This is a genomic window from Halorarum sp. SLYT50, from assembly GCF_059821265.1.
On record NZ_CM187555.1, the window covers coordinates 177,780 to 194,414 of the forward strand.

At 70.4% G+C, this 16,635-nt stretch carries 19 protein-coding genes; 9 read left to right on the top strand and 10 right to left on the bottom strand.

Annotated features, from left to right (window positions below; genetic code table 11):
- The first annotated feature begins 35 nt into the window (after window positions 1–35).
- The 9 genes from AC6RUA_RS00930 (at window position 36) to AC6RUA_RS00970 (ending at window position 8,569) form a co-directional block, all read left to right on the top strand.
- Window positions 36–1,055, top strand: coding sequence for a 5-methyltetrahydropteroyltriglutamate--homocysteine methyltransferase (locus AC6RUA_RS00930; RefSeq protein WP_499814083.1), 1,020 nt, complete (start codon window positions 36–38; stop codon window positions 1,053–1,055).
- Window positions 1,052–2,125, top strand: a complete 1,074-nt coding sequence (locus tag AC6RUA_RS00935) for a methionine synthase (RefSeq protein ID WP_499814084.1) — start codon at window positions 1,052–1,054, stop codon at window positions 2,123–2,125. The genes AC6RUA_RS00930 and AC6RUA_RS00935 overlap by 4 nt, the downstream gene beginning before the upstream one ends.
- A 61-nt stretch (window positions 2,126–2,186) precedes the next feature.
- Window positions 2,187–2,564, top strand: a complete 378-nt coding sequence (locus AC6RUA_RS00940) for a DUF7522 family protein (protein ID WP_499814085.1) — start codon at window positions 2,187–2,189, stop codon at window positions 2,562–2,564.
- Between the two features lie 181 nt (window positions 2,565–2,745).
- A complete protein-coding gene (locus AC6RUA_RS00945; protein WP_499814086.1) occupies window positions 2,746–3,618 on the top strand; it encodes an ATP-dependent ribose-1-phosphate kinase in 873 nt (290 codons plus the stop codon).
- A gap of 354 nt (window positions 3,619–3,972) precedes the next feature.
- Window positions 3,973–5,517: an acyl-CoA carboxylase subunit beta gene (locus tag AC6RUA_RS00950; protein ID WP_499815469.1), complete on the top strand. Its 1,545-nt coding sequence runs from the start codon at window positions 3,973–3,975 to the stop codon at window positions 5,515–5,517.
- Between the two features lie 4 nt (window positions 5,518–5,521).
- On the top strand, window positions 5,522–5,839 hold the full coding sequence (locus AC6RUA_RS00955; RefSeq protein ID WP_499814087.1) for a DUF8022 family protein: 318 nt from the start codon (window positions 5,522–5,524) through the stop codon (window positions 5,837–5,839).
- Window positions 5,840–5,939: 100 nt separating this feature from the next.
- Window positions 5,940–6,221, top strand: a complete 282-nt coding sequence (locus tag AC6RUA_RS00960) for a hypothetical protein (protein ID WP_499814088.1) — start codon at window positions 5,940–5,942, stop codon at window positions 6,219–6,221.
- Between the two features lie 170 nt (window positions 6,222–6,391).
- Complete coding sequence (locus tag AC6RUA_RS00965) at window positions 6,392–6,580, top strand: hypothetical protein (RefSeq protein ID WP_499814089.1); 189 nt, start codon at window positions 6,392–6,394, stop codon at window positions 6,578–6,580.
- A 153-nt stretch (window positions 6,581–6,733) separates the two neighbouring features.
- A complete protein-coding gene (locus tag AC6RUA_RS00970; RefSeq protein WP_499814090.1) occupies window positions 6,734–8,569 on the top strand; it encodes an acetyl-CoA carboxylase biotin carboxylase subunit in 1,836 nt (611 codons plus the stop codon).
- A gap of 66 nt (window positions 8,570–8,635) precedes the next feature.
- On the opposite strand, the gene AC6RUA_RS00975 is transcribed toward AC6RUA_RS00970, so the two are convergent.
- The 10 genes from AC6RUA_RS00975 to AC6RUA_RS01020 all read right to left on the bottom strand — a co-directional run bounded on the left by AC6RUA_RS00975 (window position 8,636) and on the right by AC6RUA_RS01020 (window position 16,632).
- A complete protein-coding gene (locus tag AC6RUA_RS00975) occupies window positions 8,636–9,811 on the bottom strand; it encodes a DUF63 family protein (RefSeq protein WP_499814091.1) in 1,176 nt (391 codons plus the stop codon).
- A 105-nt stretch (window positions 9,812–9,916) separates the two neighbouring features.
- The gene (locus AC6RUA_RS00980) at window positions 9,917–10,114 is read right to left on the bottom strand and encodes a 30S ribosomal protein S17e (RefSeq protein WP_499814092.1); all 198 of its coding nucleotides are present in this window, start codon (window positions 10,112–10,114) and stop codon (window positions 9,917–9,919) included.
- Between the two features lie 121 nt (window positions 10,115–10,235).
- On the bottom strand, window positions 10,236–10,874 hold the full coding sequence (locus AC6RUA_RS00985) for a DUF447 domain-containing protein (protein WP_499814093.1): 639 nt from the start codon (window positions 10,872–10,874) through the stop codon (window positions 10,236–10,238).
- Window positions 10,871–11,716 carry a triphosphoribosyl-dephospho-CoA synthase gene (locus tag AC6RUA_RS00990; RefSeq protein WP_499814094.1) on the bottom strand — a complete coding sequence of 282 codons (846 nt, stop codon included), beginning with the start codon at window positions 11,714–11,716 and terminating at the stop codon, window positions 10,871–10,873. The genes AC6RUA_RS00985 and AC6RUA_RS00990 overlap by 4 nt, the downstream gene beginning before the upstream one ends.
- Window positions 11,713–12,492, bottom strand: a complete 780-nt coding sequence (locus AC6RUA_RS00995; protein WP_499814095.1) for a tRNA-dihydrouridine synthase — start codon at window positions 12,490–12,492, stop codon at window positions 11,713–11,715. Before AC6RUA_RS00995 ends, AC6RUA_RS00990 begins: the two co-directional genes overlap by 4 nt.
- Entirely contained in the window at window positions 12,489–13,484 is a 996-nt protein-coding gene (cofD, locus tag AC6RUA_RS01000) for a 2-phospho-L-lactate transferase (RefSeq protein WP_499814096.1), read from the bottom strand. Before cofD ends, AC6RUA_RS00995 begins: the two co-directional genes overlap by 4 nt.
- A 43-nt stretch (window positions 13,485–13,527) precedes the next feature.
- Window positions 13,528–13,737: a TOBE domain-containing protein gene (locus AC6RUA_RS01005; protein ID WP_499814097.1), complete on the bottom strand. Its 210-nt coding sequence runs from the start codon at window positions 13,735–13,737 to the stop codon at window positions 13,528–13,530.
- Between the two features lie 130 nt (window positions 13,738–13,867).
- Window positions 13,868–15,715 (bottom strand): asparagine synthase-related protein, encoded by a 1,848-nt coding sequence (locus AC6RUA_RS01010; protein WP_499814098.1) that lies wholly within the window; start codon window positions 15,713–15,715, stop codon window positions 13,868–13,870.
- Between the two features lie 264 nt (window positions 15,716–15,979).
- Window positions 15,980–16,459: a nucleoside-diphosphate kinase gene (gene ndk, locus AC6RUA_RS01015; RefSeq protein ID WP_499814099.1), complete on the bottom strand. Its 480-nt coding sequence runs from the start codon at window positions 16,457–16,459 to the stop codon at window positions 15,980–15,982.
- Window positions 16,456–16,632, bottom strand: coding sequence for a 50S ribosomal protein L24e (locus AC6RUA_RS01020; RefSeq protein WP_499814100.1), 177 nt, complete (start codon window positions 16,630–16,632; stop codon window positions 16,456–16,458). Before AC6RUA_RS01020 ends, ndk begins: the two co-directional genes overlap by 4 nt.
- Window positions 16,633–16,635 lie beyond the last annotated feature (3 nt).

A 16,635-nucleotide genomic window follows, 5' to 3' on the forward strand; every position in this document is an offset into this window, starting at 1 on the left:
CAAGTATTATGCCTCGGCATTTCGAACTGGGGACGATGACCGACGTAGTCGCGACCAGCCCGGGACTGTTCCCGCTCCCGGACTGGGCGAAATCGGAACTCTCCGAGCTGAAGGGCCACCAGAAGGGGGACCTCGTCTCCGGCGACGAGTCCCCGGCCGTGGCCGAGGCGTACGAACGGGTCCGCGAGGAGGTGCTCGCCGACCAGCGAGAGGCCGGTCTCGACCGAATCGTCGAGGGACAGGCCCGCTGGGACGACATGCTGGCGCATCCCCTGACGGTCCACGAGAACGTCGAGACGGGTGGCATCGTCCGGTACTACGACAACAACAACTTCTACCGCGACCCGCGCGTGACGGGCGAACTCGCGTTCTCTGGCGACGCGGCGGCCGACCTCGACGCGGCGGCGACCCTGCTCGGGGCCGACGCCGGGGCGCTCCAGGCGGTCCTCCCCGGCCCGTACACGCTGTTCGACCTGGCGACCGACGAGTACTACGGCGACGACGAGTCGTTCCTCGCGGCGCTCGCGGAGTTCCTCGCCGGCGAGGTGGAGGCGCTCCCGGCCCACGAGACGCTCTACCTGCTCGAACCGTCGCTCGTGACGACGCCGCCCGGCGACGGACTCGACGAACGCGCCGGCGCGGCCGTCGACGAGGTGGCCGCCGCGACGGACGCCGACGTCGTGGTCCACACCTACTGGGAGGCGTTCGAGGAGAAGCCGTACGCGCACCTGATGGACGCCGACGTCGACGCCATCGGCTTCGACGTGGTCGCCGCCGACCGCGAGGCGACGTTCGAGTGTATCAACGAGTACGGCACGAAAGACGACATCGCGCTCGGACTGGTCGACGGCCAGAACACCCGCGTCGAGGACGCCGAGACGGTCGCCGAGCGGGTCGCCTGGGTCCACGACCGGGTGCCCGCACAGACGTTCGACACGACGTACGTGAGCCACAACACCGAACCGTTCTACCTGCCGGTGAACAGACACCAGGAGAAGCTGGCGGTGCTCGCGGAGGGCGCTCGCCTCGCCCGGACGGAGGAGGTGGAACTGTGAGCCGGAACCCCGAGAACCGCGAGCAGTTCCGGCCCGACGACCACCCGACGGACCACTTCCTGCTCACGACCGTCGTCGGGTCGTACCCCAAACCGAAGTGGCTCAATCGGGCGACCGACCTCGCCGAGGACGAGGAGTCGAAGTTCGACGCGGCCGACCTGACCGAGGCGCACGACGACGCCTGTCGCGTCATCACCCACGAACACGAGCGCGCCGGTCTCGACACGGTCGTCGACGGCGAGATGCGGCGCGAGGAGATGGTGGAGTTCTTCGCGCACCGCATCGACGGCTACGAGTTCAACGGCCCGGTGAAGGTGTGGGGGCACAACTACTTCGACAAGCCCTCGGTCGTCGACGAGGTGTCGTACGCCGACCCGTGGCTCGTCGACGAGTTCGAGTTCACCGACGCCGTCGCCAGCCGCCCGGTCAAGGTGCCCATCACCGGCCCGTACACGCTGGCCAACTGGGCGTTCAACGAGGCGTACGACTCCGACGCGGAACTCGCGTACGACCTCGCGGACCTGGTGAACGAGGAAATCGAGAAGTTGGTCGAGGCGGGCGCCCGCTACGTGCAGATAGACGAACCGGCGCTGGCGACGACGCCGGACGACCACGCCATCGTCGGGGAGTGTCTCGACCGCATCGTCGCCGACATCCCCGAGGAGGTACGTATCGGCCTGCACGTCTGTTACGGCGACTACTCGCGCGTCTACCCGGAGATAAACGACTTCCCCATCGACGAGTTCGACGTCGAACTGTGCAACGGCGGCTACGAACAGATAGACACCTTCGCGGACGGGAACTTCGCGCCGGACCTCGCGCTCGGGGTCGTCGACGCCCACACCGCCGAAGTCGAACCGGTCGAGGATATCAAGGAGAACGTCAAACAGGGGCTGAAGGTGGTCCCGCCGGAGAAACTGACCGTCTCGCCCGACTGCGGGCTGAAGCTCCTCCCCCGCGAGATCGCGTACGGGAAGATGGAGAACCTCGTGCAGGCCGCCCGCGAAGTCGAGGCCGAACTCGACGCCGGCGAGATAGACGTCGAGCGAGCGACCCCGACCGCCGACTGATACCGGCCTTTCGTCTGCCAGCCGCGAAGTTTTTCCCCACAAGGTCGTGGTAACTAGTGACATGAGTACTGTCGATACGTTGGTTCCCGCCGACCAAGCCGAGCAGTTCGAACGGGTCGCGCGAACCTCGGTCGGTGACCGCCTGCGCAGCATCACGTACTTCACGCCCGAGGACCACGAGCAGGTGTACCTCCGTTCGGACCTGTCGGCCGACGCCGACCTGGTCGGGTTCGTCGAGCAGGCCCGAGACGGGTTCCGCGCGCAGACGGCGTACGCCGACTCGGAACTCGGCGAGTACGAGTACACCCTCCGGCGATTCTCCGACGGGACGCTCGTGCGCGTGACCGGCGACGACGAGGGCGTGTTCGTGACCGCCGAGACGCTCACCGTCGAACGGGCCGGCGAGTGCGCGAGCGCGCTCCTCGACCTGCTGGAGTAGCGCCGCCGTACCACTAAAGTCGGGATGGAGTGAACGGAGGAACGATGGGCAGTCACCGCTTCGACCGGACGGAGGAGACTGCGGCGCCGGAATCGGGCGGGGCGGCCGGCGTCGGCCCCAGCGAACGCGCCGCCCTCGCGACGCGGAACCGAGTGGCGACCTCCCTCCGAGACGCACGGGTATGAGAGTGCTGTGCGTCGGCCACGTCAACTGGGACGTGACGCTGTGCGTCGACCGCCTCCCGGCCCCCGACGGGGAGGTGGTCGTCGAGCGGTGCCACCGGGCGGGCGGTGGCAGCGCCGCGAACGTCGCGGTGAACCTCGCGGGACTCGGCCACGACGCGACCGTGTTCGGTTCCGTCGGGAGCGACGAACCCGGACGGCTCGCCCGCCGGGAACTCGCGGGAGCGGGTGTCGACACCCGGCTCGTGACCGTCGACGGCGAGACGACGACCAAGTACCTCGTCGTCGACGGCGACGGCGAGGTGATGGTGCTGTCGAACCGGGGGGCCAACGAGGCGTACGCCGCCGCCGACCTGCCGGCGGACGCGCTCGAAGCGGACCTGCTCCACCTCACGAACCAGCCGCCGACCGTCGCGGCCGCGCTGGCCGAACGAGCGCGCGAGCGCGGCGTCACGGTGAGCTTCGCCCCCGGACGGCGGTTCGGGGAGCGGGACTTCTCGGCGGCGCTGGCGCTCGCGGACCTGGTCTTTCTCAACCGACGGGAGGCGGTGGCGCTCGCGGACGGCGGCTGGGCCGACTGCCTCCACTCGGACGCGACGCTGGTCGTCACGCGGGGACAGGCGGGCGCGGAGGTGCTGACCGACGACCGGTCGCACGACCACCCCGGGTTCGACGTCGACCCGGTCGACACGTCGGGCGCGGGCGACGCGTTCGCCGCCGGCTTCCTCGCCGCGCGCGACGACGACGCGGGGTACGACCGGGCGCTGGCCGTCGGGAACGCCTGCGGGGCCATCGCCTCTCGGTGCGTCGGCACGCGGCCCGAACTGACGTGGGAGCGGGTCGAGTCGCTCCTCGCGGCTCGGCCCGGGTGAGCGCCCCGGTCCGCAGGTCGCCCCTCCGAGTCGTTTCCGCCCGTCGCCCGGCCGGCGAACCTCCCCACGAACGGCGTCGAGCGGTCGCGCCGACCCGTCGGTCGCCGTCCGTCCACGCGCCGCTCCGGCGGCGCGGGTTGGTCGGTCCGTCGTCCCCGCCGCGGTTCCGGTACACCGGGTCCACTCTCGGGGGAGCCACGAACGACTCCGTTCCCGCGCGCTCGTCGCTCTCCGGACCACCGCGGCGCACCGTCTCCCGTGACGGAACCCTTTTGGAGCGCGTCGTCGCACCACACGCCAACGAATGTCCGTGAGCGCGACACCGACGCGCGGGGGTGGTGGTCCCCGATGACGATGGACGACCGTATCGAGGAACTCCGCGAGCGCCGCGAGGAGGCGCTGCTCGGCGGCGGCGAGGAGCGCATCGAGAGCCAGCACGAGAAGGGGAAGATGACGGCGCGCGAGCGCATCGACTACTTCCTCGACGACGACACGTTCCACGAGTTCGACCAGTTCCGGACCCACGACACCCACAAGTTCGGGATGGAGGAGCGGCGCGTCTACGGCGACGGCGTCGTGACGGGCTACGGGGAGGTCAACGGGCGGAAGACGTTCGTCTTCGCGCACGACTTCACCGTCTTCGGCGGGTCGCTCGGCGAGGTGTTCGCCGAGAAGGTGTGCAAGGTGATGGACAAGGCGATGGACGTGGGCGCGCCGGTCGTCGGCCTGAACGACTCGGCGGGCGCACGCATCCAGGAGGGGGTCGGCTCGCTCGCCGGCTTCGCCGAGATATTCCGGCGCAACACGGAGGCGTCGGGGGTCGTCCCGCAACTGTCGGCCATCATGGGGCCGTGCGCGGGTGGCGCGGTGTACTCGCCCGCCATCACCGACTTCATCTTCATGGTGAAGGACACCAGCCACATGTTCATCACCGGTCCCGACGTCATCGAGACGGTCACGGGCGAGCAGGTCACCTTCGAGGAGTTGGGGGGCGCACAGACGCACGCCTCCACCTCGGGGGTGGCTCACTTCGCCGAGGAGACGGAGGAGGACGCGCTCGACGACATGCGGCGGCTGCTGTCGTACCTCCCGCAGAACAACGTCGAGGACCCGCCGCGCGTCGACCCGTGGGACGACCCGGAGCGGGCCGACGAGGAGTTGACCGACATCGTCCCCGACCAGCCCCGCAAGCCGTACGACGTGACGAACGTCGTCGACCGGGTGGTCGACGAGGGCTCGTTCTTCGAGACGCACGCCGACTTCGCGAAGAACCTCGTCACCGGGTTCGGTCGGCTCGACGGCCACAGCGTCGGCGTCGTCGCGAACCAGCCGCGCGTCAACGCCGGGACGCTCGACATCGAAGCCAGCGAGAAGGGGGCGCGCTTCGTCCGCTTCTGTGACGCGTTCAACGTCCCCATCCTCACCTTCGTCGACGTCCCCGGGTTCATGCCCGGCACCGACCAGGAGCACGGCGGTATCATCCGCCACGGGGCGAAACTCCTGTACGCCTACTCGGAGGCGACGGTGCCGCTGCTCACGGTCATCACGCGCAAGGCGTACGGCGGCGCGTACGACGTGATGGCCTCCAAGCACATCGGCGGCGACGTGAACTACGCGTGGCCGACGGCCGAAATCGCCGTCATGGGTCCGCAGGGCGCGGTGAACATCCTCTACTCCGAGGAACTGAGCGAGGCCGACGACCCCGAGGCCCGCCGAGAGGAACTCATCGCGGAGTACCGCGAGGAGTTCGCGAACCCGTACACTGCCGCGGACAAGGGGTTCGTCGACGACGTGCTGGAACCCCCGGAGACCCGGCCACGACTCATCGAGGACCTCGAACTGCTCCGCTCGAAGCGCGACTCGCTCCCCGAGAAGAAACACGGCAACATCCCCATCTGACCCTATGGACGACGCGCACGACGCCGCCGAACGGACGGACTCGGCCGACCCCGAACCCGACGACGACCCGGCGCTCGGCCTCGTAATCCCGGACGACGCCGACCCCGCGGAGGCCGCCGCCATCGCCGCCGCCGTGGGCGCGCACCTGCGCGACGGCGAGGCGGCCGCCGCCGCAGCCGCGGAGGGAGGTGAGCCGGGATGGGAGGGGAGACGGTGGTCGTTCGCCGGCCGGACCGACGCCCTCCAGGGCCGCGCCGCGCGCGTCCCGACGGGTGCGCCGAGGGACGCGTGGACGGCTTCGGGCCGGACCGACCGGTTCTGAATCGCCGAAGAGGCGGCCCGAGGCCCCTCCCAGCCTCCTGGGAGCGTGACGGGCCGAGCGCACGGGAAGACCGAAGGCGCGCGAGCGAGACGTGGGGACCGTGCAACGACTCCCCCGCGCTCGACTCGGCTACGCCGTCGGATTCGCCCTCCTCGTCCTGCTCCCGATAGCCCTCCGGGCCGCGTTCGGTACCGTAGTCGACGGCGTCGTCTCCGGCGCCGGCGGCTTCCCGTGGTGGCTCCCGACGGTCGGGACGGTCGGCCGGACGGTCGCGGCGTACAGCCTGACGCTGTCGGTGCTGTCGGCCGTCGTCGTTCCGCTCCTCACGTTCGCGCTCGGGTACCGCTTCGGGACGTCGCGAGCGACGTCCTCCTCACGGTAAGTGGACGTTTCGCGGTCCGCAAGGTACACCGGTGGGTACCGGCGAGCGACCAGCCACCGGCGTCTAACACCGACGTTCGGTGCCAGTTCGTCGCGCCGGTCCGCATACTTAACGTTCGTTCATGGTGATTTGGGAACATGGCCCAAGCAGAAGCACGCGGGACCACCAGAATGGACGACAACCGAATGGGAGCCGCCGGCTGGTTCTCGGCCGCCGGGTTCGTAATCATGGGACTACTGTACGTCCTCGACGCGGCGGAGGTCGCTGACTCGATTCTCCCCCCGCTGTGGACGCTCGTGGTAGCGCTCGTCGCGGGAATCGGGGCGCTCCTGTTCTACTACGGGAACGACCCGACGTGAGCGACGCGGGTCGCGTCCGCGGCCCCCGCACCCGACGGTGCTGTTTTCGACAGTCCGACCCGCCGTGAGCGGGGCGAGCGGGGTGACGCACCGTCTCCAGCCGTGACCGAACCGACGGTTTGAGTAGACGTCCGCCGGAAGTGGCGCGCAAGAATGACCGAATTCGAGAAGGTGCTCGTGGCGAACCGCGGGGAGATCGCGGTCCGCGTGATGCGGGCCTGCGAGGAACTCGGCATCGGCACGGTCGCGGTCTACTCGGACGCGGACAAGCACTCGGGTCACGTCCGGTACGCCGACGAGGCGTACAACGTGGGTCCCGCGCGCGCCGCCGACTCGTACCTCGATCAGGAGGCGGTCGTCGACGCCGCCCGGCAGGCCGGTGCGGACGCCATCCACCCGGGGTACGGCTTCCTCGCGGAGAACGCCGACTTCGCCGCGAGAGTCGAGGCGACGGAGGGGGTCACGTGGGTCGGGCCGTCGAGCGAGTCGATGGAGACGCTGGGCGAGAAGACGCAGGCCCGGAAGGTGATGCAGGAGGCGGACGTCCCCATCGTCCCCGGGACGACCGACCCGGTGGAGGACGTCGACGAGGTGGAGGCGTTCGGCGAGGAACACGGCTACCCGGTCGCCATCAAGGCGGAGGGCGGCGGCGGCGGCCGCGGGATGAAGGTGGTCGAGTCGGTCGACGAGGCGGCCGAGCAGTTGGAGTCGGCCAAGCGCGAGGGGGAGGCGTACTTCTCGAACGACTCGGTCTACCTCGAACGCTACCTGGAGAATCCCCGCCACATCGAGGTTCAGATACTCGCCGACGCCGACGGCGAGGTCCGCCACCTCGGCGAGCGGGACTGCTCGCTCCAGCGCCGTCACCAGAAGGTCATCGAGGAGGGACCGTCGCCGGCGCTCACGGACGAGTTGCGCGAGCGTATCGGCGAGGCGGCCCGCCGAGGGGTTCGCGCGGCCGACTACACCAACGCGGGGACCGTCGAGTTCCTCGTCGAGGAGGACCCCGACCGGGGGGAAGAGCCGCTCGGGCCGGACGCGAACTTCTACTTCCTTGAGGTCAACACGCGCATCCAGGTCGAACACACCGTCACCGAGGAACTGACGGGCATCGACATCGTGAAAGAACAACTGAGAATCGCCGCCGGCGAGGCGGTCGGGTTCGAACAGTCGGCGGTCGAACTCGACGGGCACGCGATGGAGTTCCGCATCAACGCGGAGAACGCGGCCGCCGACTTCGCGCCCGCGAACTCCGGTAGCCTGGAGACGTACGACCCGCCGGGCGGCATCGGCGTCCGGATGGACGACGCGCTCCGGCAGGGCGACGACATCGTCACGGACTACGACTCGATGATCGCGAAACTCGTCGTCTGGGGCGAGGACCGCGAGGAGTGCGTCGCCCGCTCGAAGCGCGCGCTCGCGGAGTACGACGTCGAGGGCGTCGTCACCATCGTCCCGTTCCACCGGCTGATGCTGACCGACGAGCGGTTCCTCGCGGGCACGCACACCACGAAGTACCTCGACGAGGAACTCGCCGACGAGCGCATCGCCGAGGCGCAAGACCGGTGGGGAACCGAGAGCGCGGCGACCGACGAGGACGACGAGGAGACGACGGAGCGGGAGTTCACCGTCGAGGTGAACGGCAAGCGCTTCGAGGTGAGCCTGGAGGAGCGTGGCGCGCCCGCCATCCCGACGCCGTCGGACGACTCCGGTCGACAGGACCGCCCGGACGTGGCGGCCGACGACGAGGACGACGAGGTGGTCGTCGAGGGCGACGGCGAGGCCATCGAGGCGGAGATGCAGGGGACTATCCTCTCGGTCAACGTCGCGGAGGGCGACGAGGTGGCGTCCGGCGACGTGGTCTGCGTGCTGGAGGCGATGAAGATGGAGAACGACGTGGTCGCCGACTACGGCGGGACCGTGAGTCAGGTGCTCGTCGCCGAGGGCGACTCGGTGGACATGGGCGACGTGCTCATCGTTCTGGAGTAGACGTCGAAACAGGTCCGGGAGGGGGACACCGACGAAACGCGACGGGGAACCGCCGGTCGTTCGGATTCAGACGCCGAACGTCGCCCGCAGCATGTCGCGCGTGCCGGGCCCCATCCCGACGGCGGTGACGGCGATGAGCAGGAGGACGGCGTACCGGGGCGACTCCTCGAACATCTCCCGCTCGAAGATGGCGAGCACGGCCGTCGCGGCGACGAGTTTCACGAGCAGGAACGGCCACGCGTCGCCGAGCGTCGACAGCACCGCATCGGGGAACGTCGACTGCGAGAACGCGACGATGCCGGCGTTCACCGGGTGTTTGGGGACGAGGTTCCCCATGACGCCCGGCGGGCGGGGGGCGAGGCCGACGTCGCCGACGAGCGCGGCCATCCAGTTGAGTCCGATGACGTTTGCCGCGCCGTCGAGCGCGTGCGCCCCGATGACGACGAGCCCCGCCAGCCCCGTGCCGCGGTGGACCCACGGCACGAACGCCTTCGTCGCGTACCACGTCACGGCCGTCGAGAGCGCGGTGAGCGCGAGCATCGCGACGAGCACCTGCGGGTAGAAATCGACCGGAGTCCCGTCGGTCAGCCCCAGCGCGAAGAGGTAGCCGATGGTGAGCGCGTTCAGCGCGACACCGACGCCCAGTAGCGGGCGGTAGTAGTCGTCGACGGCCCCGCGGCGAGCCAGTGCGACGCAGCCTACCACCGCCGCGAGCGCCAGCACGAAGACGGTGAAGTAGATGATGGGCGAGATGATGAGCGTGTTCCACGGGTAGGGGAACAGCGCGGCTTCGGCCATGGCGTCGTCGGCGTCCTCGACGGTGCGCAGCGCGCCGCCGAACACGAAGAACGGGACGAGCGCGAGGAAGAACCGCACGTCGCGGGCGACGTCGAGGCGGCGGAGCAGTAGCAGGACGCCCGACAGCGCGACCAGCAGGACGACGACGTACCCGACCTCCGAGACCAACGTGTACCCCGGTTCGGCGACCGGTTCGGTCGCCGCGGCGCACTCCGACTGCGAGAACAGGTACATCGTCTCCCCGCCCTGTCGAATCGCACACAGCGCGGAGTTGGCGTCGGCCTGCACCGGTCCCCAGAAGTAGTGCCAGACGAAGCCGTCGTACACCGTCTCGGGGAACAACACCACGCCGAGCGCGAGCGCAAGCACCGCGCCGCCGACCCCGAGGAGGTACGCGCGGACCGGCGACGTGCCGAGTCGCTCCGCGAGCGAGGAGGTGGACATACCGGGTGGCGGACCCGCGCGTCGTTGAAGGTGTCGATTGCGCCGAGCGGGCCGCGCCGCTGGCGGGCGATGCGTGACCTCGGTCCCGACGAGAACTGAGCCCGACTACGCCGCCTGCTCGGTCGTGGCCGACTTCTTGCGCGTGATGTACCCAGCGATTCGGTTGCGGACGCCCTTCGACTCGACGTTCGTGAGCGCCGTCACGCTCTCCTTGTTCGTCTCGAAGTCCTGGTTGAACGACTGGGGGTACTTCTCGAGCAGGATGGTCGCCAGCTGTTTGACGTACTTCGGTTTGATCGCCATGGGTGTGGGTTTGCCCATTGCGCACTAAAAGCGTTCGTTCCGCGCTCAGACCGCCGGGGGACCGACGGCCGCGGACGTGCGCTGTCGCCGGACGGGAGCGGGGCGACCCGCGGGCGACGCCTCACTCCCGCTCGCCGCGCCACCCCGTCTCGGCCGACAGTCGGGCGAACGCCTCCCGTTCGGTCGCCCCGCCGCACCGCTCGACGACCCCCTCGAAGTACGACAGTCTGTCGAGGAGTCGGTCCGTCTCGTACGCGTCGACGTCGAGCCGGGAGGCGGCCACCGTCGCCTCGACCACGGCGCCGAACCCGCGGTTGACCGTCCGCACGCCGCCCCCGACGACGGCCGACTCGACCGGGCGGAGGTGCCAGTCGACCCACTCGGTGCCGCCGCGTTCCCCGTCGCCTATCCGCTCGACCGACACCCGCGCCCACGCGTCCGCCGAGTCGAGCACCGGGTCGTCCTCCTCGCGGACGGTCACGGCGGCGTCGACGAACTCCCGCGGGTCGGTCACGAACTGGACGACGCCCTCGCCGCGCGCGGCGAAGTTCCGGCGCGTCCGGGTCCGCCCCCACGTCCGCGCCCGGACCGGGTCGTCGTCGGGTTCGTGGAGGCCGAGCGCGGCGACGTTCCAGCGGTCGTTCGGCCCGAGCGTCGCCACGACCGACTCGGTGACTCCCCGGAGCGGGGCCGGCCAGTCGGCGTCCGCCGTCGCGGGTGGTTCTTCCCCGTCGGTCGGTCCCCCTCGCTCGCGTCTCACACCGTCAGCCCCCGTTCGAGCGCGACGAACAGCGCCGCCGCCGTGAGGTCCGCGGTCGTGCCGGGGTTGACGCCGTCCGCGACCAGTTCCTCCGCCCACTCCTCGGCCTCCGCGAGCGACTCGACGCCGGCCGCGCGGTCGCGGACCGCCGCAGCGACGTCGGGACCGTGCTGGGTGCGCACGAGCGTGTCCTCCGCCTCGCCGAGCAGGTGCAGGAACGCCCGCGCGGTCCGGTCGGTCACGGGGCCGTCGTCGGCGAGGAGTCGCTCCGCCGCCCGGAACGTCCGCGGGAAGCCGTCGCGCCACTCGCGAGCGTTCGCGTCGCCCTCGTCCCCGTTCCCCGCGGCCGACCGTTCCATCACGTCGGCGAGCGCCAGTCCCCGCTCGCGGAGTTCTGGCACCGCGTCGCCGCCGCGGCGCACGTCCAACTCCTCGAGGTCCTCGGGTGGGTCCCCGACGGCCACGTCGACGTGCTCGAACGCGCGGTAGAACTCTGCGGCGTCCTCGACGGTCGTCGCGTCGCACACCGCGCGGACTCCCTCGGGCGTGAGGTCTCCGTCCGCCGCCGCCCGAACCAGCGGAACGAGCAGCAGCAGGCAGCCGAACTGCGTGTTCCCGCCCGACTGCTGGCTCATCCCCTCGACGGCCGCCGCGAACGACTCGCCGACCGGCGCGCCCGCCGCGGCCCGCTCTAACCCCGGTCTAGCGCCCACCGCGCCCGCGAGGAAGTGCTCGAACCGGAGGTCCGACAGGTCGCGGTGCCGGTCGACGTTGCCCGGTTTCGGCGTCCCCGCGACTTCGAGCAACAGCGCGAGTTCGGCGTTCGCGGCCGGTGTCCTCACGGCCGGGCACCCGGCTCGGCGTCGCCCTCGACCGACGCGAGCGCCTCGGAGACGCGTTCGAGCACGCGCGGGTCGTCGCTCGGTCGCCCGACGCTCACCCCGTCGGCGCCGTGCGCGAGGTACTCGCGGACGGTCGCGCGGTCGCGAACGCCGTTGTTCGCCAGGACGAACGCCTCGGGGACCGCCTCGACGACGTCACCGACGACGGTCTCGGAGTCCATCGCGTCCACGTGGACGACGGACGCTCCCGCGTCCACAGCCGAACGGGCGACCGACGGGAGGTCGACCCCCTCGACTTCGGTTCGGACCTTCACGCTCACCGTCGCGCCCGTCCCGGCCGCCGCGGCGACCTGCGCGGCCAGCCGTTCGGGGTCGGCCAGCAGCGCCTCCCCGCACCCGGCGTCGCACATCTCCGCCTGCCGGCAGTGGGCGTTGAGTTCGAGCATCGCTCCGTGCTCGGCACACACCGCCGCGGCCGCGCGTACCGGGTCGAGCGTCGTGCTCCGGACGTTCACGCCCGGCCGGAGGTCCGCCTCGCCGAGCGCCGAGAGCTGTCGGTCCAGCCAGCGGGACGGGTCCGACGGGAGGAACTCGTCCCGCTCGCGGTCGGTCATCGAGAGCGCCGCCGCGCGCGCCGGACCGTCGAGCGCCAGTCCCCCGAGGAACGCCGCGCCCGCGTACTCCGCGCCGGCGAGCGCCCACTCGGCGTCCGACGCGCCCGACAGCGACGCGAGCGCCAGCGGCGGGTCGAACGGCGGGCCGTCGGAGCCGCTCATCCGCGCGCCACCTCCAGCGCCTCCGCACACGCGGCGGCGACCCGTTCGGCGTCGGCCGCGTCGTCCATCCGCGTGTCGGTGCGGACGACCGGCCGGTCGAGGTCCGTGCCGTCCTCGTCGTCGAGGACGAACGCGTCCGCGAACGGGTAGCGCTCCGCGACGCCCGCCGTGCTCGGGTCCGCGCCGATACCGCGCATGAGGTCGGCCGCCGGCCCGGAGAACACCCGGTCCTCGACGAACGGCGAGACGGCGACGACGGTGGTCGCGTCGAGCGCCGCCTCGACGCCGGGCACCGCGAGCATCGGGCCGATGCTGGTGACGGGGTTCGACGGGCCGACGACCACGTCGTCTCCGAACGCGTCGAGCGCCGCGTCGCTCGCGCTCGCCTCGCTCGCGCCGCGGAACTCCACGTCCTCGACCGTCGGGTCGCCACGCTCCGCCACCCAGAACTCCTGGAAGTGCATCGGTCCCGCGGGCGTGTGGACGATTGACGCCACGGGGTCGTCGCTCATCGGGACGAGGTCCACGTCGAGGCCGAACGCGTCCGCGAGCAGCCGCGTCACCTCGGTCAGGGTGTAGCCCTCGTCGAGCAGCGAGGTGCGCGTGAGGTGGACCGCCCGGTCCCGGTCGCCGATCTCCATGAACTCCGCGACGCCCGAGAAGCGCCGCCAGCGGGCGATGTCGCGCCCGGCGGTCTGCGCCTCGTCCGGCAGGTAGCGCGGCCCCGACTCCAGCCCCGCGGCGTCGGCGAGACGGTCGAGTTCCGCGTGCGTCTCCGTCGTGTCGTCCGCGATGCCCCACCACCGCTCCCGGTCGAGGACGCCGCCGCCCGCGAACAGCACCGTGTCGATGTCGGGACAGACGAGGTGCCCCCCGAGTTCGACGTCGTCGCCGGTGTTCCCGACGACCGCCGTCTCCGCCGGGGGGAAGACCGACGCGGCACCGTCGAGGAGTTTCGGCGTGCCGGTGCCGCCGGCGAGGAACGTGACCATACCCTGGGTCCGTTCCCCGTGGGTTTGAGTGCTGTCGTTGTCGTCAGAACTCGCTGGGAGTTCGCGACGACGCCGGGCCGTGCGCGGGTCCGTCCCGTGTGTCGCAGCGACGCGTTCGCCCGACGGAGTTCTTCGTGATGACCGCGGTGACCTCTTGCCCGTCGCCGAGTTCGATAGTCACCTCGGCGGTGAGACCGGACGTCTCGACGGACGTGACGGCGCCGGTGAGTCGGTTTCGCGCGCTGAGCGTCACGCGAACGTGTTGGCCGGCGGACTGCTTAACGGTGACCGGTCCGAGCGACCCGTGCCCGACGCACGAGCGGTAGGTCGCCGCGGCCGGCCGCTTCCGGGACCAGCGACCGTCGAGAGCGACCTTCCAGCCGTCACTCGACCCGAGATGCGACGTGACGGGTGACCGGCATCCCGACGAACGTCAGCAGTTTGAGCACTTCCAGCGTTCGAGAGCCGTCCGCACGGTGCTCCTCGTAACACGCCCGCGCGTCCGCCCAGTCGAGACACGGGAGCGCGCGAATCGTCTCCTCCGCTGCTTCAAGCGCGTCGAGGAACGCCCCGTCCCTGAGTATCTCCGGCTTGTTCCCCCACGACCCGTGCGAGAGGTGCGGAGCGGGCGGAGGCTCCGTCGGTGGGGCGAGGCCGAGGAGTGCGCTCGCTTCCGCTTCGAGGTTCAGGCGTTTGGCCAGCGCTCGCGTCCACTTGGTTGCGGCGCGCCCCCAGAACGGGTACGTGAGCGGGACACCGGTGTTGGCGTGCGGGAGCCTCGCCAGCGCCGGGTTCGTCCGGGTCACGGCGCGACCGACGACGTCCCGGCGCAGGAGGAACTCGACCGGCATCGAGAGCGCGAGGTCGACGAGCCGACTGTCGAGGAACGGGTTCCGGTAGGGGACGTGCTGGCGCATACTCTGGAGTTTGAACGCCGTCATCACGTTCGTTCGGGGGACGACCCACCCCCACAGCGTGAGGTCCCGCAGCGAGGCGTGGCGGACGCCGTGGTGGTCGTACCCGCCGCCCTGCCGACTGACGTTCTCGCGGAGGACGCGTTCGACCGGCCGTGCACCCCTGAGGTACGCGGGTCGTTCGCCGTCGAACCGCGTCGTCGTCAGCATGCTCTCGAGGTACTCGTCGAGCGTCCCAATCGGCTGTTCGAAGGGAATCCCGGTCGACAGCGTCGCCCGACCCGAAACGCCGGCTGGGACCGCGAAGCGGCGTCTCGGCACGTGGTGACCGCCGAAGAACACGTCCGCCCAGTGGCCGTCGACGACCACGTCGACTTCGTCGCTCAGCCGGTCCATGAAGAGGAGCGGGTCGCCCTCGATGAAGTGGCCGACGAAGTTGCAGATCCGCGGCGTCCGTTCGAGCGCCTCGACGTAGTGCCGGCGCGTCCGGTGCAGGAACTCGAACTCCCGGTCCGCGACGGTCGCGACGCGCCGCGCCGTCCGGGCCTCCCGGTTCATCCAGTCGTTCATGTGGTACGCGGTCACGTCGGCAGCGTCGAGCGTGGCCACGATGAGCCGCGAGTCGCTCCCTCCGCTGGCGAAGACCCCGTACCGCTCGTCCGGACGAACGCGGTCGGCGACCGCCGCCCGGAACCGAGCGATGAACTCGTCCACGAAGTACGAGAACGGCTTGTCGACCGGGTCGTGACGGGGTCGCCAGTACCGACGCGTCTGGACGGTTCCTGTTTCGATATCGACCGTCAGCACGCTCCCGGGCGGAACCATCTCCGTGTCCGCCAGCGGCGTTTTTGTCCCGAGTGCGGAGTAGAGCGTGAAGAACTCGGTCAGGTAGTCGATGTCGAAACGGGGGGCAGAACCGGGATAGCGCGACAGCGCCTGCAGCTGAGAGGAGAACACGAACGTCCCGTCCGCAGAGCGGGTGTAGTAGACGTCGTGGGTCGCCAGTCGGTCGACGACTATCGAGACCGTCCGCTCCGACCGGTCGTACACCACGGCACAGAAGTCGCCGTTGAGACGGGGGAGGACGGACCACCCTTCTCGCTCCAACAGTCCCGCGAGATACGTCGCGGTGGCGTCGGTGTCCGGGCGGGAGCGGTACCCACCGGCGGTCGTTCGACCGTATATCTCCCCCCACACCCACAGGTGTACGTCCCCCTCGTGAACCAGGGGCTGTTCGCGTCCGTACCCCGGCACGAACAGCCCACGAAGGTCGACGACGTCGTCCGCGTACTCGGCCGTGGTCTCTCGCCCAGTCACTACCAAGCCGCCCGCCACGTCGTCGACTGACCGGTGTCCCGCTCCCACCGCGCCACACACGCCGACCATGGTGTGAGTTGACGTGTCCCGCTCGATAAACGCATCGCCCGTCCGCGGCGGCCGTGGGCGTGGACTCGCAACTCGGGAGTAGGGTGCGACACCGACCACACCGCCCGTCTGCGGGCGGGGTTCCGTGACTCAGGCCGTGAACACCGTTCCGTTCGGCGACAATCCGCGGAGGGGGGACGGAGAAGTTCTAGGGACTCAGTGGTCCTCGTCCTCGTACACCCACTCGGCGGTGTCGAGGTCCCAGTCGACGAGTTCCTCGTCGTCGAAGAAGAGGTCGATCTCGCGCTCGTTCGCGCCCTCGTCCTCGTGGTCGGAGCCGTGGATGACGTTCTGCCCGAGGTCGAGCCCCAGGTCGCCCCGGATGGTGCCGGGCGGGGACTCGGCGGGGTCGGTCTCGCCCATCATCTTCCGGACCTGTCGGGTCGCGTCGGCGCCCTCCCAGACCATCGCGAACACCGGGCCGCTGGTGATGAACTCGACGAGTCCGTCGAAGAACGGCTTCCCCTCGTGCTCGCCGTAGTGCTCGTGCGCGAGGTCCTCGTCAATCCGCATGAGCTTCGCGCCGACGAGCTTCAGACCGCGCTCCTCGAACCGGGAGACGACCTCGCCGATCAGGCCGCGCTGGACGCCGTCGGGCTTGACCATCACGAACGTGCGCTCGTCGTGGTGGCTCACTCCTGCCCGGCCTCCGTCCACTCCACGTCGCGGGCCTCGCGCCCGAGGTCCACGTTCTTCTCGCACTTCGCCGAGCAGTAGTGGGTGATGCTGCCGTTGCGAGCGACGAACATCGTCCCCGTGCCGGGTTCGATGTCCGACCCGCAGTAGTCGCAGTTCCGTTCCTGTGGCATTGG

Bases quoted from the DNA above. Each gene is read 5' to 3' on its own strand.
- AC6RUA_RS00965 (WP_499814089.1), top strand. From the start codon at position 6,392: ATGGACGACAACCGAATGGGAGCCGCCGGCTGGTTCTCGGCCGCCGGG.
- AC6RUA_RS00995 (WP_499814095.1), bottom strand. From the start codon at position 12,492: ATGAGCGGCTCCGACGGCCCGCCGTTCGACCCGCCGCTGGCGCTCGCG.
- AC6RUA_RS00945 (WP_499814086.1), top strand. From the start codon at position 2,746: ATGAGAGTGCTGTGCGTCGGCCACGTCAACTGGGACGTGACGCTGTGC.
- AC6RUA_RS00970 (WP_499814090.1), top strand. From the start codon at position 6,734: ATGACCGAATTCGAGAAGGTGCTCGTGGCGAACCGCGGGGAGATCGCG.
- AC6RUA_RS00940 (WP_499814085.1), top strand. From the start codon at position 2,187: ATGAGTACTGTCGATACGTTGGTTCCCGCCGACCAAGCCGAGCAGTTC.
- AC6RUA_RS00930 (WP_499814083.1), top strand. From the start codon at position 36: ATGACCGACGTAGTCGCGACCAGCCCGGGACTGTTCCCGCTCCCGGAC.
- AC6RUA_RS00950 (WP_499815469.1), top strand. From the start codon at position 3,973: ATGGACGACCGTATCGAGGAACTCCGCGAGCGCCGCGAGGAGGCGCTG.
- AC6RUA_RS00980 (WP_499814092.1), bottom strand. From the start codon at position 10,114: ATGGCGATCAAACCGAAGTACGTCAAACAGCTGGCGACCATCCTGCTC.
- AC6RUA_RS01020 (WP_499814100.1), bottom strand. From the start codon at position 16,632: ATGCCACAGGAACGGAACTGCGACTACTGCGGGTCGGACATCGAACCC.
- AC6RUA_RS00955 (WP_499814087.1), top strand. From the start codon at position 5,522: ATGGACGACGCGCACGACGCCGCCGAACGGACGGACTCGGCCGACCCC.
- cofD (WP_499814096.1), bottom strand. From the start codon at position 13,484: ATGGTCACGTTCCTCGCCGGCGGCACCGGCACGCCGAAACTCCTCGAC.
- AC6RUA_RS00975 (WP_499814091.1), bottom strand. From the start codon at position 9,811: ATGTCCACCTCCTCGCTCGCGGAGCGACTCGGCACGTCGCCGGTCCGC.